This is a genomic window from Actinoplanes sp. CA-252034 (assembly GCF_050956125.1).
GTDB lineage: Bacteria > Actinomycetota > Actinomycetes > Mycobacteriales > Micromonosporaceae > Actinoplanes.
On the sequence record NZ_CP191846.1, the window covers coordinates 5,170,665 to 5,183,980 of the forward strand.

Annotated in this window: 17 protein-coding genes and 1 pseudogene; 7 read left to right on the plus strand and 11 right to left on the minus strand. The window is 70.3% G+C overall.

The features are described 5' to 3' along the window. Positions 1 to 71: 71 nt before the first annotated feature. Complete coding sequence (locus ACQPZW_RS23590) at positions 72 to 485, minus strand: DUF1761 domain-containing protein (protein ID WP_433797098.1); 414 nt, start codon at positions 483 to 485, stop codon at positions 72 to 74. A 134-nt stretch (positions 486 to 619) separates the two neighbouring features. Between ACQPZW_RS23590 and ACQPZW_RS23595 the strand changes: the two genes are divergently transcribed. After that, entirely contained in the window at positions 620 to 1,642 is a 1,023-nt protein-coding gene (locus ACQPZW_RS23595; protein WP_433797099.1) for a helix-turn-helix transcriptional regulator, read from the plus strand. A 109-nt stretch (positions 1,643 to 1,751) separates the two neighbouring features. Here ACQPZW_RS23595 and ACQPZW_RS23600 read toward each other — a convergent pair whose 3' ends face one another. Next, positions 1,752 to 1,955 (minus strand): hypothetical protein, encoded by a 204-nt coding sequence (locus tag ACQPZW_RS23600; protein WP_433797100.1) that lies wholly within the window; start codon positions 1,953 to 1,955, stop codon positions 1,752 to 1,754. 35 nt (positions 1,956 to 1,990) lie between these two features. On the opposite strand from ACQPZW_RS23600, the gene ACQPZW_RS23605 reads away from it, so the two are divergent. From ACQPZW_RS23605 to ACQPZW_RS23615, 3 genes are all read left to right on the plus strand, one after another. Next, on the plus strand, positions 1,991 to 2,494 hold the full coding sequence (locus tag ACQPZW_RS23605; protein ID WP_433797101.1) for a hypothetical protein: 504 nt from the start codon (positions 1,991 to 1,993) through the stop codon (positions 2,492 to 2,494). A gap of 66 nt (positions 2,495 to 2,560) precedes the next feature. Further along, positions 2,561 to 2,677, plus strand: coding sequence for a nucleotide disphospho-sugar-binding domain-containing protein (locus ACQPZW_RS23610; protein WP_433797102.1), 117 nt, complete (start codon positions 2,561 to 2,563; stop codon positions 2,675 to 2,677). 58 nt (positions 2,678 to 2,735) lie between these two features. Continuing rightward, on the plus strand, positions 2,736 to 2,885 hold the full coding sequence (locus ACQPZW_RS23615) for a hypothetical protein (RefSeq protein WP_433797103.1): 150 nt from the start codon (positions 2,736 to 2,738) through the stop codon (positions 2,883 to 2,885). A 67-nt stretch (positions 2,886 to 2,952) separates the two neighbouring features. On the opposite strand, the gene ACQPZW_RS23620 is transcribed toward ACQPZW_RS23615, so the two are convergent. The 5 genes and pseudogenes from ACQPZW_RS23620 to ACQPZW_RS23640 all read right to left on the minus strand — a co-directional run bounded on the left by ACQPZW_RS23620 (position 2,953) and on the right by ACQPZW_RS23640 (position 8,066). Further along, positions 2,953 to 4,590 carry an ABC transporter permease gene (locus ACQPZW_RS23620; protein ID WP_433797104.1) on the minus strand — a complete coding sequence of 546 codons (1,638 nt, stop codon included), beginning with the start codon at positions 4,588 to 4,590 and terminating at the stop codon, positions 2,953 to 2,955. Then, positions 4,587 to 5,480: an ABC transporter ATP-binding protein gene (locus ACQPZW_RS23625; RefSeq protein WP_433797105.1), complete on the minus strand. Its 894-nt coding sequence runs from the start codon at positions 5,478 to 5,480 to the stop codon at positions 4,587 to 4,589. Before ACQPZW_RS23625 ends, ACQPZW_RS23620 begins: the two co-directional genes overlap by 4 nt. Positions 5,481 to 5,691: 211 nt before the next feature. Further along, positions 5,692 to 7,007 (minus strand): annotated as a pseudogene (gene nhaA / locus ACQPZW_RS23630) (Na+/H+ antiporter NhaA). Positions 7,008 to 7,160: 153 nt separating this feature from the next. Further along, positions 7,161 to 7,520, minus strand: a complete 360-nt coding sequence (locus tag ACQPZW_RS23635; protein WP_433797912.1) for a hypothetical protein — start codon at positions 7,518 to 7,520, stop codon at positions 7,161 to 7,163. A gap of 66 nt (positions 7,521 to 7,586) precedes the next feature. After that, positions 7,587 to 8,066 carry a phosphotransferase-like protein gene (locus ACQPZW_RS23640; protein WP_433797106.1) on the minus strand — a complete coding sequence of 160 codons (480 nt, stop codon included), beginning with the start codon at positions 8,064 to 8,066 and terminating at the stop codon, positions 7,587 to 7,589. 90 nt (positions 8,067 to 8,156) lie between these two features. On the opposite strand from ACQPZW_RS23640, the gene ACQPZW_RS23645 reads away from it, so the two are divergent. After that, positions 8,157 to 8,618 (plus strand): GNAT family N-acetyltransferase, encoded by a 462-nt coding sequence (locus ACQPZW_RS23645; protein ID WP_433797107.1) that lies wholly within the window; start codon positions 8,157 to 8,159, stop codon positions 8,616 to 8,618. Between the two features lie 3 nt (positions 8,619 to 8,621). Beyond that, positions 8,622 to 9,035 carry a GNAT family N-acetyltransferase gene (locus ACQPZW_RS23650; RefSeq protein ID WP_433797108.1) on the plus strand — a complete coding sequence of 138 codons (414 nt, stop codon included), beginning with the start codon at positions 8,622 to 8,624 and terminating at the stop codon, positions 9,033 to 9,035. A 117-nt stretch (positions 9,036 to 9,152) separates the two neighbouring features. On the opposite strand, the gene ACQPZW_RS23655 is transcribed toward ACQPZW_RS23650, so the two are convergent. Together ACQPZW_RS23655 and ACQPZW_RS23660 are read right to left on the minus strand one after the other, a co-directional pair. Continuing rightward, a complete protein-coding gene (locus ACQPZW_RS23655; RefSeq protein ID WP_433797109.1) occupies positions 9,153 to 10,145 on the minus strand; it encodes a nitroreductase/quinone reductase family protein in 993 nt (330 codons plus the stop codon). 161 nt (positions 10,146 to 10,306) lie between these two features. Next, a complete protein-coding gene (locus tag ACQPZW_RS23660; protein ID WP_433797110.1) occupies positions 10,307 to 10,876 on the minus strand; it encodes a TetR/AcrR family transcriptional regulator in 570 nt (189 codons plus the stop codon). Between the two features lie 143 nt (positions 10,877 to 11,019). Between ACQPZW_RS23660 and ACQPZW_RS23665 the strand changes: the two genes are divergently transcribed. Next, on the plus strand, positions 11,020 to 11,904 hold the full coding sequence (locus ACQPZW_RS23665; protein WP_433797111.1) for an alpha/beta fold hydrolase: 885 nt from the start codon (positions 11,020 to 11,022) through the stop codon (positions 11,902 to 11,904). A 48-nt stretch (positions 11,905 to 11,952) separates the two neighbouring features. Here ACQPZW_RS23665 and ACQPZW_RS23670 read toward each other — a convergent pair whose 3' ends face one another. After that, on the minus strand, positions 11,953 to 12,444 hold the full coding sequence (locus tag ACQPZW_RS23670) for a hypothetical protein (protein WP_433797112.1): 492 nt from the start codon (positions 12,442 to 12,444) through the stop codon (positions 11,953 to 11,955). A 236-nt stretch (positions 12,445 to 12,680) separates the two neighbouring features. Then, on the minus strand, positions 12,681 to 13,265 hold the full coding sequence (locus ACQPZW_RS23675; protein ID WP_433797113.1) for a TetR/AcrR family transcriptional regulator: 585 nt from the start codon (positions 13,263 to 13,265) through the stop codon (positions 12,681 to 12,683). Positions 13,266 to 13,316 lie beyond the last annotated feature (51 nt).

The following is a 13,316-nucleotide window of genomic DNA, read 5'->3' on the forward strand; positions in this document are numbered from 1 at the left end:
ATGTGAGGCAAGCAGGGCAGCGATGGTGTGGGCGGCCGGATCGCTGGATCCGGCCCGCTACCGGTGCGGTCTCAGATGGCCAGCAGGATGGCGCTGACGATCAGGCTGCCGACGATGTTGTAGCTGCCGGAGATCGCCGCGTAGAGCAGCGGTCGAGGAAAGTTGGGGTTGATGGCGATGGTGACGGTGTTCGCGGCGAGGTAGCCGACGCCGACGATGAGGCCGAACAGCAGCGCGTCACCGTAGGTGTCGACGTTCAGCGCGGCGAACAGGATCGCGCTGGTGAAGGTGATGACCAGGCCGGTCATCGGCGGTCCGGCGAGAAACAGCGGGGTCGACGGCGCTTTCGCGTTCGCGTCGCGGCCGAGGGAGCGGTTGTACGCCTGGGGGAACAGCGCCGCGAACCACAGGCCGCCGAGCAGGGTCAGGGCGATGAACCCGACCACAATCCCGAGCCAGTTGAGATCGCCCAGAACATCGAACATGTGTTGACTCCATAGGTGAAAAGGGGATGAGCGGCTCTCGGCGTCGCCGAAGCACCGTGCTTGACCGGCTCGAAGTCAAGACTCCCAGCAGTAGGTGACAGGAAGTGGCACCTACTGCTGGCAGAATCGGGTTCATGCCGAAAACGTCCGCGCGACTGCTGGCCCTGCTGTCGCTGTTGCAGACCCGCCGGGACTGGACCGGCACCGTACTGGCCGATCGGCTGGACATCAGCCTGCGTACCGTGCGCCGCGACGTCGACCGGCTGCGCGAACTCGGCTACCCCATCGCCGCGGTCAAAGGCCCCGACGGCGGCTACCGCCTCAGCGCCGGCACCGAACTGCCCCCGCTGCTGTTCGACGACGACCAGGCCGTTGCTCTCACCGTCGCCCTGCAGATCGCCGCGACCACCCCGGACAGCGGCCTCGCCGAGGACGCCGAACGGGCGCTGAACACCATCCGGCAGGTGATGCCCTCCCGGCTACGTCACCGCCTCGGCGCACTCGACGTCACCGCCGTCCAGCGACCCATCACCCGCCCGGCCGAACCGGTCGACGGCAACGTGCTCCTGACCATCAGCGCCGCCGTACGCGCCCGCGAGATCCTTCGCTTCGACTACGGCGACGACAGCACCAAACCCCCGCGCCGCACCGAACCACATCACGTGATCACCCGGGACGGGCGGTGGTACCTCATCGCGTGGGACCTCGACCGCGACGACTGGCGTACCTTCCGCGTCGACCGGATGATCCTGCGCACCCCCAACGGGCCACACTTCACTCCCCGTGCGCTGCCCGGCGCAGACGTCGCCGCGTACGTCACCGGCGTCTTCCGCGGATCCGGCGACGCCTCCGGGAACTGGCCGTGCCAGGGCACGGTACTGCTCGACCTCCCGGCCACGACCGTGGCCCTCTACACCCGCGACGGCCTCGTCGAACACGTCACCCCCGACCGCTGCCGGCTCACCCTCGGATCCTGGTCCTGGCCCAGCCTCGCTGCCACCATCGCCCGCTACGACGCCGACATCGAGGTCGTCGGCCCCGACGAACTGACCGAGGCCTTCGCCGCCCTCGCTCACCGATTCACCCGAACCGCAGCGGCCCACGCCCCCACAGGCCCGCCCGTAGTTTCCAGACCAAAAACGACGCTAAGCAGTTGATCTAGGTCAGGACCTGGATCGATCGCCTAAAGAGGTGGGCCGCTGGACGGCCTCTCCCCGGTTTCTCGTCGTTCCGGCATGTGGGATGCGGGACCGGAGACCCACGCGGCTACTCGAGCCGGTTAAGGGGGCGGCCCTGAATCCGGGCGGCCAGCTCGGGGTCGGTCGGGTCGAGCACTCGGGCGGGCCGTGGGCGGACGATCGCCGGAAGGTCGTCCGCGCGTTGCGCGTGTTCGGCGCGGGCCTGCTCGACGGCGTCCGGGTATGCCCGGGCTTTCTCGTACGCTGCGAGCGCGCGGTAGATGCTGGCCACACTGGGGTTGCGGCCTTGGCGTCTACCGGTCGGGGATGACCAGGTCGGGTTGGATCTGCTCGACGGTCTCGCCGGCCGCGCGCCCGTGGCCGGGGCAGGACTTCCCGGACCGGCTGCCACGAGCGTTGAACCGGGCGACTTACGCCGGGATGCGGGCGCCTGCACTGATGTTCGGCCGCACCGTCGACCGGTGGCGGGAGACGCTGGGCCTGCCCCGCCGGCGCGGCCGGCACGATCCCACCCGCCGCCCGAACGGTGGTCCCGCACCGGTGCCGCACGCGATCAGCCCGGCGGTTCTGCCCCGCCGGGCCGACTGGCCGGACACTGCCCAGGTCACCGGCTACTGGTTCGCCGAGCCCACCGCCCCCGCCGCTGGAGACGGCCTCAGCGACCATGCGCGGACGTTGCTGGACGGGCCGGTGCCGCCAGCGCTCGTCCGGTTCGGCAGTATGGCCGGCCGGTTCCCGGCCGAGATGACTCGCATCGTGCTGGACGCGCTCGATCGTGCTGGGCTGCCCGGCAGCGTGGCCGGCGGCTAGGGCGGCCTGCAACCGTTCACCTCCGACCGGCACGCCTTCGTTTCCGGGGAGGTCGATCATGAGGCGGTGTTCGCGCGTTGCGCGGTGATCGTGCATCACAGTGGCGCCGGGACCACCGCGGCCGCCGCCCGCGCCGGCCGCCCGCAGGTGATCTGCCCGTTCGTCGGCGATCAACCGTTCTAGGGACGCCGGATGCAGCACCTCGGCGTCGCCCACACCAGTCGGCCTCAAGAGCCTGCAGGTGCGTTCTCTCGCCCTCGCGGTCAGGCAGGCCGCCGAGGATGCGGGCATGGCCGAGACGGCAGAACGGCTCGGTGTACGCATCCGCGAGGACGACGGCGTCACCGTCACCGTCGACGCCTTGGAGCAGGTCGCCGCAGCCGGCCGGTGACGTGTGCCGCTGCACGTCTCTACGCGCTCGCCTATCACTGCTGGGATCTGCGGATCTGACGCAACCGCTAGGAAAGCAGATCGCGGCGGCGGTAGGCGGCGACGCCCAGCACGGTCAGGAGCGTGGCTATGGCGAGCACGACCGATGAGGCCGTCATGCTCGCCGGAGCGAGTGGTACGGGTGCCAGGTGAGCGAACGGGGAGATGTCGCGTATCCAGTCCGGTGCCGCGACGCTCTCGGCGATGACCAGCAGCAGGAACCCACCGACGGCGGGAACGCCGCCGAGCGGCCCGGTCCAGCGGGGGGCCCAGCCGGCCGCGAACACCGCCGCGCCGAGGCTGAGCGCTACGATCGGCAGCACGTTCCACGTGCCGCGCAGCGCGTCGAACAGGGCCAGCTCACCACCGATGGCGGTGACACCCAGCCACGTCGCCAGGCCGGCGCCGGTGACCAGGACCACCGCGGCTGCGGCGGTGACGGTGATCTCGGCGCCGATCAGCCGGATCCGGGTGATCGGCTGACTGGCGAGCAGGGTCAGCCGCCGGTCGGACTCGGCCGCGACGAAGGCGGTCATCCGGGCGGTGACGAAGCCCCCGACCGGCATGGCGAGGATCGCGAACAGCGTCGCGGCGAAGCCGGCGATGCTGCCCAGCCCTTCGAAGCCGGCCTGCGACGCCTCGCCGGCCATCGCAGGATTGTCGCGCAGGAAGTCGGTGACCGACACCGCGGTCAGCCCGATCAGCAGATAGTACTCACCGACGCCGATCATCCAGCCGGTCAGCGGCCGCAGCACCCGGCGTGCTGCGAACGGTGCCATGCCCGCCAACAGCAGGGTCCGCGGACGCCGTCCTCCCGCCGCCGGGATCAGACCGTCGCGAACGTCGCGACGGCGGGCTGCGGCAAGGGTCAGCACCGTGACGAGCGCGGTCGCGGCGGCCAGCACCAGCCGCGGTAGGACACGGTTGTGAACGTACGGTCCGCTCAGCGACAGCAGCCCGAACGGCGACAGCCAGTGCAGCCAGCCGAGGGCGGTGGCCCCGTCACCGATCATGCGGGCCAGTAGGCCGACGCCCAGCACCGCCACAGCCGTCCCGGTCGCCGCCGAGCGGGCGGGAAAGACCTGCGCTGCCAGCGCGGCCACCGCGACAAAGAACGCCCCGAGCAGGCCGGTGCCTGCGCCGTGCAGGACCGCGCCTGCCGGTTCGGTGCCCGACAGCAGCAGAACAGCCGTGAGGGCGGCCGCGGTGGCGGCCGCGACCGCCCTCACGGGGACCAGGTGGCGCAGCAGGACAGCTGTGGCCGGGAGGCGGCCGGACAGCAGCAGGTCCCAGCGGCCGGCGTCCTCCTCTCCGCGGGTGATCCGGGTGGTCGCCAGGATCACCCAGGCGCCGAGCAGAACCGCGATGACGGTACCGACGCGCCACACCGTGAACCCGCCGGCGGTGTCGAGGCCGATCGGGGCGCCGAACAGCGTCCGAATCGCCGGATTCCCGGCCAGCGCCTGCAGACCGCCGGCCGCCGCCGGGTCAGCCATCACCTGCGCGTAGGTGGCGGCGACCAGCGCGGTCATCCCGGCGGCAAGCCCGGCGACGATGAGGGCGCCGCGCCGGATCTGGCGCACGGCCAGCCACATGACAGCCCGGCCCGGCGCGGGATGCGACATCGTCACAGGGCCGGCCGGGGCGGGTCGGGTGCCGATGCTCATCGGGCCGTCTCCGTCCCGTAGTAGTCGAGGAAGATCTCCTCCAGGCTGGGCTCGCGCATGCTCAGAGCGGTGACCTCGGCGTCGGCCAGGGCCCGCAGCGCGGGAGCGGGTTCCCCGGTCAGCGTGAACCGCAGGCGTCGTTCTCCGGCCGGCTCGATCGCCTCGACGCCCGGGATCACGCCCAGATCGGGTGCGCTCCCGGTGTAGGTGATCGTCACTTCGGCCCGGTGCAGACCGCGCAGGTCGCTGATCGTGGAGACGTCGGCGAGCCGGCCGGCGCGCAGGATGGCGACCCGGTCGCAGACAGCTTCGACCTCGGCGAGCTGGTGCGAGCTCAGGAAGACGGTCTGCCCGCGGTCGCGGGCGTGACGCACCGCAGTGCGGAACTCGTGTTCCATCAGCGGGTCCAGGCCGCTGGCCGGCTCGTCGAGCACCAGCAGCGGAGCCCGGGTGGCGAACGCGGCGATCAAGGCGACCTTCTGCCGGTTGCCGGTGGAGTAGGTGCGGGCCGGTTTCGACGGGTCGAGGGCGAACCGTTCGATGAGCTCGTCGCGGTAGGCCATGTCGGTGCCCGGGCCGGTGCGGGCTTGCAGGTGCAGGATCTCCGCGCCGGTCAGTTGCGGCCACAACGCCACATCTGCCGGCACGTAGGCCAGGTGCCGGTGGGCGTGGGCCACGTCGGCGGCGTCGACGCCGAACACCTCGGCGCGGCCGGCGCTCGGGCGGGCGAGGCCGAGCAGCAGGCGGATGGTGGTGGACTTGCCGGCGCCGTTGGGGCCGAGGAACCCGAACACCTCGCCCGCGACGACGTCCAGGTTCAGGGTGTCGAGGGCGGTCAGGCGGCCGTAGCTTTTCGTCAGGTCGACAGCGCGCAGCGCGGGATCGGTCATCACAGGAGGCCTTCCGGGTCGGGGCGTGGATCAACGACCGCCGACCAGACTTCCCGGCACACCTGTCGCTCACCGTACGCCTACCCCGCACGGGGCGGGAAGCCCCCGCGCTGCGATCACCGCAGCAAGCCGAAGTCCTGCCCGTGACAGACCTCAGACACGCCGCCGGCGTGCGTTGTCCAAGCTGTTGGTGAGGTCGGCACGAGGGCAGCTACCGTCCGATCTCGTGGTCAGCCTCGTACACGTCGGGGATGCCATCGTGGTCCGCGTCGACGTTCTCGATGTCGTGGATACGCCGGTACACCCGGTTACGGATTCGCAGCACGCCCGTGGCCAGCAGTGCGGCGGCCAGCGATCCGGCCAGGACGGCGACCTTGACGTGGTCGTCGCGTTCGCTGCCGGTGCCGAACGCCAGTTCCCCGATGAGCAGCGAGACGGTGAAGCCGAGCCCGCCGAGCATCGCCAGACCGATCACGTCGGTCCAGCTGAGCCCTTCGTCGAGGTTGGCGCGGGTGAACCGTGCGACCAGCCACGTCGCCGCGGTGATGCCGATGGTCTTACCGATCACCAGCCCGGCCATGATGCCGAGCGCGACCGAGTCGGTCAGCGACGCGCCGAGACCGCTGAGCCCGCCGATGGTCACGCCGGCCGACAGCAGTGCGAACACCGGCACGGCGAACCCGGACGACAGCGGCCGGAACCGGTGCTCGAAATGCTCCGCCAGGCCGGGGCCGGCGTCCGGGCCCCCGCGGCGTCGCTGCGGACGACCGGCACGGTGAACGCCAGCAGCACTCCGGCGACGGTGGCGTGCACCCCCGACTCGTGCATCAGTACCCACGTCGCGGCGGCCAGCGGCAGCAGCAGCCACCACGACCGGACTCGCCGCTGCACCAGCACGCCGAACACCGCCAGCGGTATCAGCATCGCCAGCAATGGCAGCACCGACAGTTGGGCGGTGTAGAACACGGCGATGATGGCGATGGCCAGCAGATCGTCGACCACCGCAAGGGTGAGCAGGAACGTCCGTAGCCCCGCCGGCAGATGCCGCCCCACCACCGCCAGCACCGCAAGGGCGAACGCGATGTCGGTCGCGGTCGGGATCGCCCAGCCACGCAGCGCGCCGTCACCCGTACCGAGGTTGAACGCAACGTAGATCAGCGCCGGAACGATCACACCGCCCACCGCGGCGGCCACCGGGACCGCGGCCCGCCGCGGGTCACGCAGATCCCCGGCGACGAACTCCCGCTTGAGCTCCAAACCCGCGACGAAGAAGAAGATCGCCAGCAGGCCGTCGGCGGCCCACGTCGCCAGGCTCAGATTGAGGTGCCAGGCCGCCGGGCCGATCTTGAATTCGCGAAGAGCCTCGTACGCCGGCGCCCACGGCGAGTTTGCCCACACCAGCGCCATCACCGCCGCAACCAGCAGCAGCGCCCCGCCGATGGTCTCCTGCCGCAAGATCTCCCCGATGCGGCGCGCCTCCGGCCAGGAACCACGCCGGAACAGAGACGTACGGGGGCTGTCACTCACGACGGTGCTCGCTTTCAGGGGTCGGGCCAACCAATTGCCGACCAGACTTCCCGGCGCACCTGATCTCACCCTATCCCACGACCCCTGCGTACGGCCCAGCGTGTCGAGCAGGCCCCCACTCGCCGGCGGCGGACCAACCCGACCCGTCACCCACTACCGCCACACCGCAGGCGCCCGGCCATCACCTGGCTGATCTAGCAGCCCCGCGGAGTGGGTGCCGTAGAAGTGCACGTCCTCGTGGTGAGTAGGCCAGATGTGGGCCAAGAACTCGTCGTCGACCTGACGGCCGGCCTGGCGTTGCGAAGGCGGTGCCGTCACCGACTTCGAGAAGGATCCGGGCTGCGGTCCTGACCCCGATGCCCGGCAGTCCCACTCGGCCCGGCACCGCTCGCAGAGCAGGCGCTCGACCCGCGCCCAGGATTCCTCCCGGGCCCGGTTGCGGTCCGTGGCCACGTGCTCGAGCAGATGCACCACACCGGGCCGGGCACCCGGCCCGAGATCAGGAACTCCCACGCAGGAACTCGTCCACTTCCCTCCACACGGCGGCATCCGTCGTGCGCCACCCCGCATACGCGGCGATCACCGGTGACGCAAGCGGTCGAAAGCCTTCGGCCCGCTCAGCCTGCTCCACTCGCCGACGATCAGCCGCGCACACACGTCCGCCCCGACGTCGGTGGTGTCCACCACGATGTCCCGGTCACCATGGGCGTAGACCAGCGTCTGCGACAACGCCAACCCCACCGGCCGATCCCCGCGCGCCCGCTCCCGCCGCTGCAACTCCGCCGGTGAACACCGCACCTCAACCAGAGTCACATCGAACCCGCACAACACCTCCAGCAGGTCCGCCAGCCGCCACGCCTCACTCAACGGATAATCCATGATCACGTCGTTACCGGCCGACGCCAACCCCGCCACCGCCCGGTGATAGCCCCGCCGAGTCCGCGTCAACATCTCACCGATCTCGGCATCGTCGAGACACCGCGTGTGCACCGTCGACCGCATCGTCCCCAACCCGTCCACCGGGAACAAGAACCACGGATCCGACAGCAACGGCAACAACGCCCGACCCACACTGCTCTTACCCGAACTAGACGCCCCATTGAGCAACATGATCCGACCCGGCACCCCACGACCGTACAATCAGCCGCCGTGACCCTGCACATCACCGTCGACGACCTCACCGGCCCCGCCATCGCCGACCTCCTCCAGCAACACGTCGACCAGATGCGCGCCATCACCCCACCCGAAAGCAAACACGCCCTCGACCTCGACAGCCTCCGCGCCCCCGACATCACCCTCTGGAGCGCCCACGACGGCGACCACCTCGTCGGCTGCGGCGCCCTCAAACACCTCGACCCCACCAGCGCCGAGATCAAATCCATGCGCACCGCCACCGGCGCCCAACGCCGCGGAATCGCCGCCGCCCTCCTCACCCACCTCATCACCGAAGCCCGCAACCGCGGCTACCACCGGCTCTACCTGGAGACCGGCACCGCCGACTTCTTCCACCCCGCCCGCACCCTCTACCAGCGATTCGGCTTCCAACCCTGCGAACCGTTCGCCGACTACCGCCCCGACCCCAACAGCGTCCACCTCACCCTTACGCTCTGACGAGTGCTCCACCACCTCGACGCCTACGCCCGCCTCTACGTCGACGTCTTCACCCGCCCACCATGGAACGAGACCTGGCACCCCAACGACGCCACCCAGCGCCTGCACGACATCCTCACCACACCCCGCGCCCACGCCGTACACACCACCGACGCCTCCGGCACAGTCACCGGATTCGCCGCCGGCCACCGCGAACGCCACAGCACCGCCGACCACTTCCTCCTCCAGGAGATGTGCGTCCACCCCGACCACCAGCGCCAAGGACTCGGCCACCGCCTGCTCACCGACCTGACCCGGCAACTACCCGACGTCACCCACTGGTACCTCCTGACCGGCCGCGACACCCCAGCCGCCGCCTTCTACCAGGCCCACGGCTTCCGACCCGCCCGCTCGCAGGCCGTCTACGTACGCCCCTGACACACCGACCCAGCAGCCCCCCGCGGCATACCTCAGATCCCTGACTTCAGCACGAGACGGCCGGCGCAAGCCGGCGGCACGGGAAGGCCGGCCCCGAGGCCGGCCTTCCCGGACGACCTACCGAACGCCGTCCAGAACCGCTTCCTCATGATCGAGATGCGCGATCAGATCACCGGTCAACGCATCCACCTCGGCCAGCAGCACCGCCCGGCTCAGACCCGGATCCCCCAGCGCCGCCCGCAACCGCTCCAGCAGCCCCGCAACCACACCGTGCTCGACCCGCAACCGCCCGACCACCGGCCCCAACTCCGGATGCGCATACTCCAGCATCGCGAACAGGCCCTGATCCTCCTTCACATGGTGACCGTGCAGATTCGCGCACAACGTCAGGCAGTTCACCCGCAGCTGCGCCCCCAGCACCGCACCCGACGCCACCACCTCGCCCCGGATCAACTCCAGCTCCCGCCGGAACGCACCGTGCACCAACCGCAGGATGTCCGCCGGCGACGACGGCGCCCCGTCCGCACGCGGCGGCCCCGCCACCGGAACCGCCCGCAACGCCACCACCGGCAACTCGCGCCCGGACTGCCGCTCATAGTCGGCCCACCCGGAATCCTGCTCGACCGCCCGCGCGAACACGTCGTCGCGCTCCCTGCCGGACAACACGGTGGCCGTCGCCTCGTACACGAACGGCCCGTCCTCGACCTGGACGACCGGGTTCGCGAGCACATTGTGCAACCACGCCGGATGACGGCGTGACCCACCGTTCGACCCGATCACCAGAACCCGGTCCTGATCAGGCAGATAACCCAGCGGAACGGTGTGCGGCCGCCCACTGCGGGCCCCGGTCGTCGTCAACAGCAACAGCCGGGCACCCTCGAACATCCCACCGACCCGGCCCTGGTTGGCCCGGAACTCGGCAATGACAGAGGAATTGAAATCGTTCGACATTCTCAGCTTTCGGTAGTCCACCCGGAAACCCGCGTACGGAACGCGGGGCAGCAGAAATCCCCCGTCGCGACGACGCGACGGCATGCGCGGAGAAGACGAACGATCAGGCGGCGATCGAGCGCGGGCAACAGGCGACCGTGGCGGCCGCCCGGCGATCACGCGTCAGCCGGGTGCCCCACTCGGTAATGGCCCAAGGCCGACCCGGCAGTCACGGGCCACACCTTACCGAACTTTCTGTCCGGTCGGCGAAGCCGTCCTTTGTGTTTGGTAGATGTGCGGCTTGCCGCACTACCTCTACGGCATCCTAGGATGAACGGTTGTCAGGACATGCCCGCCGTGTCCAGCAGGGCCGTCACTGTGGGGCGAACGAGTCCTTCGAGGGTGTCGGCATGGATCCCGGCGCGGGCGGAGACACCGTCGAAGACGACGCTGAGCTGGCGGGCCAGCAGGTCGGGATCGGCGGCCCCGCCCCCGGCCGCCTCGGCGCGGAAGAAGCCGGTCAGCTCCTGCTTGATCCGGTGAGCGACCCGGCTCGCGGGGTGGCTCTCGTCCTTGAGCTCGATCTGCACCGCCAGATACCGGCAGCCCCGGAACTCGGCGGTGGACGCCTGCGCCTCGACCTGCTCGAAGACGTGCATGATCCGCTCACGCGGGGACCGCCCGTCGTCCGCCGCCGGCAGCAGGGCCGCCACGTACTCCGCGAAGCCCCGCTCCAGACTCGCCGCCAGCAGATCGTCCTTGCTGTCGAACAACTGGTACATGGACCGCTTCGACACCCCCGCCGCCCTGCACAGCGCGTCGATGCCGACACCGACGCCGTCGCGGTAGGTGAGCGAGGCCGCCGCCGCCAGCAGTCGCTCCCGGGGGCTCGCCTTCTCGTCGATGGTCATGTCACGAGGTTAACGCGATGACCGCGCCTCGAAAACCGATCGGTTTTTCTCCCCTTGCGGCGTGGAAACAGATCGGTTTACAGTCGCGGAAACAGATCGGTTTCCACGACTGCCCCGCGGTCCAAACCATCGGAAGGACGACGATGCCCCGCAACGAGTCTCCCGACGCCGCCTACACGAGAACGTGGAGCAACGGCCGCGGTGACGTGCGCTTCCTCACCAGGCCCGACGGTTCGCGGCTGCGCTACTACACCGTGGGCACCGGCCCCGCCCTCGTGCTGATGCACACCGTCCGCGGCCAGCTCGACTACTTCCAGCGCGTGATCCCCCTGCTGTGGGACCACTACACGATCCACGCCGTCGACCTGCCCGGGATGGGATGGTCCGACATCGTCCCCGGCGCACGGTACGAGGAGCCGCAGTTGCGGGCCGCCGTGGTCGACTTCGTCGACGGACTGGACCTGCGCGAGGTGACCCTGGCCGGCGAGTCCCTCGGGGGCGCGCTGGCACTGTCGGCGTCGATCGACCTGAAAGACCGCGTCAGCCGGGTCGTCGCGTTCAACAGCTACGACTACCCGGGCGGGGTGGGACGGGGCAACCGCACTGCCCGACTCATCATGACCAGCGTGCGAATGCCCGTCCTGGGCCCGCTCTTCGCCCGCCTCGAACCGAGGTCCGTCCTGCGCACCGTCCTGCACGGCGGCTACGTGGACACGACCAGGCTGCCCGAGGACTTCCTCACCGACCTGCTGCGCAGCGGCCGCCGCACCGGCTACTCCACGGTGTCGCGCGGCGTGCTCCGCAGTCTGGACAGCTTCGACCGGGCACGGGAGCGCTATCCGCGCGTGTCGGCGCCGGTCACCCTCGTCTACAGCGAGAACGACTGGTCACGGCCCGCCGAGCGTGACCGGGTGGCGCACGCGCTGACCGACGTTCAGCGCATCACCCTGCCTCGCACCGGCCACTTCTCCGCACTGGAGCGCCCCGACCGGGTGGCCCGGATCCTGCTCGACGCGGCCCCAAACTGACCGACGGGCCCGGACAGCACCGACCGGGCCCGTCACGGGAAGCGGAGCTCAGAGGCGCCAGGTCGCGGCGAGCGGGATCGGCTTCAGCTCGGCCGCCGACAACGCGATCACCTTGTTCCAGTCGAAGTGGAACGCGTCGAACGTGGCCGCGTTCGCGATCGCGTACTTCACCCCGTTCGTGACCAGGAACAGGTCGAACGAGTTCTGCTGCCGGGCCAGGTACGCGTCCTGGCTGAAGTAGCCGGCCAGGGAGATCGCGTCGCAGCCGTTCATCTCGATCTTCTGCATGTCGGCGAACAGCTTCGTCCCGACCGCCGCCGTCGGAATACCACGCCGATAGCCCTCGGGATCGATCAGGAACGTCGCCGGGCCGCCATCACACCGGACCCGCTTGCCCTTCAGATCGGGGCGCGGTCCCGGCGCCGGAGCCGCCGCGACGTCGCGCACACCGATGTCGCGGGCGACCGCCGGACCCGGGACGAGGACCAGGGCTGCAGCGGCCGACACCACCGTCACCGCCACACGCGCCGGTGAAAGCATTCGACTCTCCTTCGCCGCCGGCCAAAGACCGGCAAAACGGCCGTTCCGCCCATCGCGAGCGTAACCGCCACGGGCCCGCTGCCCCGGCCCGCTCACCGGAGACCACTCGACCGTGATCCGGTCGGCCCGCCGTGTTCATGCTCCGCCGCGAGAACGGCGCCGGAGTGACCGGATATCGAGGCACGAAGGCATCGGATCACACACCAGCCGACGTGCGATCCGACGCTTCGAGCAGGTCAGTCCGGCGGGATCGCCAGCAGGGCGGAGATGGCTCGTACCCCTTCGGCGAGCACCGCCTCGGACTCGTGCGGGTCGTCGATCGCGCGGGCCAACTGCAACGACCCCACGAGGACCGCGATGCATCCCAGAGCCCTGCGCCGCCCGGCCGCGGGAGCGCCCGGCGCCATCAGCGCGGCCAGGTCGTCGGCCACGCCGAGGATGCCGGCGCTGTAGGCCCGGCGGATCACCGGCGAGCTGCGAACCACCTCGTCGAGCAGGGCTCCGGACGGACACCCGTTCTCCGCGTCGTCACGATGCCCGGGTGAGAGGTAGCCGTGCACGAAGCGCATGAACCCGTCCGGCTCGTCCACGAGCCCACGCAAGAGCACCCGCTGCTCCTGGAGCTGGTCGGTGATGGTCGCGGCGATCAGCTCGTCCTTGGACTCGAAGTGTGCGTAAAAGGCGCCGTTGGTCAGCCCGGCGTCGGCCATCAGCGTTGCCACACCCGAGCCGTCCAGCCCGTCCTTCTTCAGCCTGCGGCCCGCGCTCTTCACCATGCGCCGCCGGGTCTCTTCCTTGTGCTCCCTGCCGTAACGCGCCACGGTTCTCCCTTCGCCCGACGGGTGCTGCACGTCATGTTCCCGCCCGTAGGA

Excerpts from the sequence above, each read along its gene's own strand:
- ACQPZW_RS23620 (WP_433797104.1), bottom strand. The coding sequence starts at position 4,590 with ATGAGCATCGGCACCCGACCCGCCCCGGCCGGCCCTGTGACGATGTCG.
- ACQPZW_RS23660 (WP_433797110.1), bottom strand. The coding sequence starts at position 10,876 with ATGACCATCGACGAGAAGGCGAGCCCCCGGGAGCGACTGCTGGCGGCG.
- ACQPZW_RS23670 (WP_433797112.1), bottom strand. The coding sequence starts at position 12,444 with ATGCTTTCACCGGCGCGTGTGGCGGTGACGGTGGTGTCGGCCGCTGCA.
- ACQPZW_RS23590 (WP_433797098.1), bottom strand. The coding sequence starts at position 485 with ATGTTCGATGTTCTGGGCGATCTCAACTGGCTCGGGATTGTGGTCGGG.
- ACQPZW_RS23665 (WP_433797111.1), top strand. The coding sequence starts at position 11,020 with ATGCCCCGCAACGAGTCTCCCGACGCCGCCTACACGAGAACGTGGAGC.
- ACQPZW_RS23605 (WP_433797101.1), top strand. The coding sequence starts at position 1,991 with ATGACCAGGTCGGGTTGGATCTGCTCGACGGTCTCGCCGGCCGCGCGC.
- ACQPZW_RS23625 (WP_433797105.1), bottom strand. The coding sequence starts at position 5,480 with ATGACCGATCCCGCGCTGCGCGCTGTCGACCTGACGAAAAGCTACGGC.
- ACQPZW_RS23595 (WP_433797099.1), top strand. The coding sequence starts at position 620 with ATGCCGAAAACGTCCGCGCGACTGCTGGCCCTGCTGTCGCTGTTGCAG.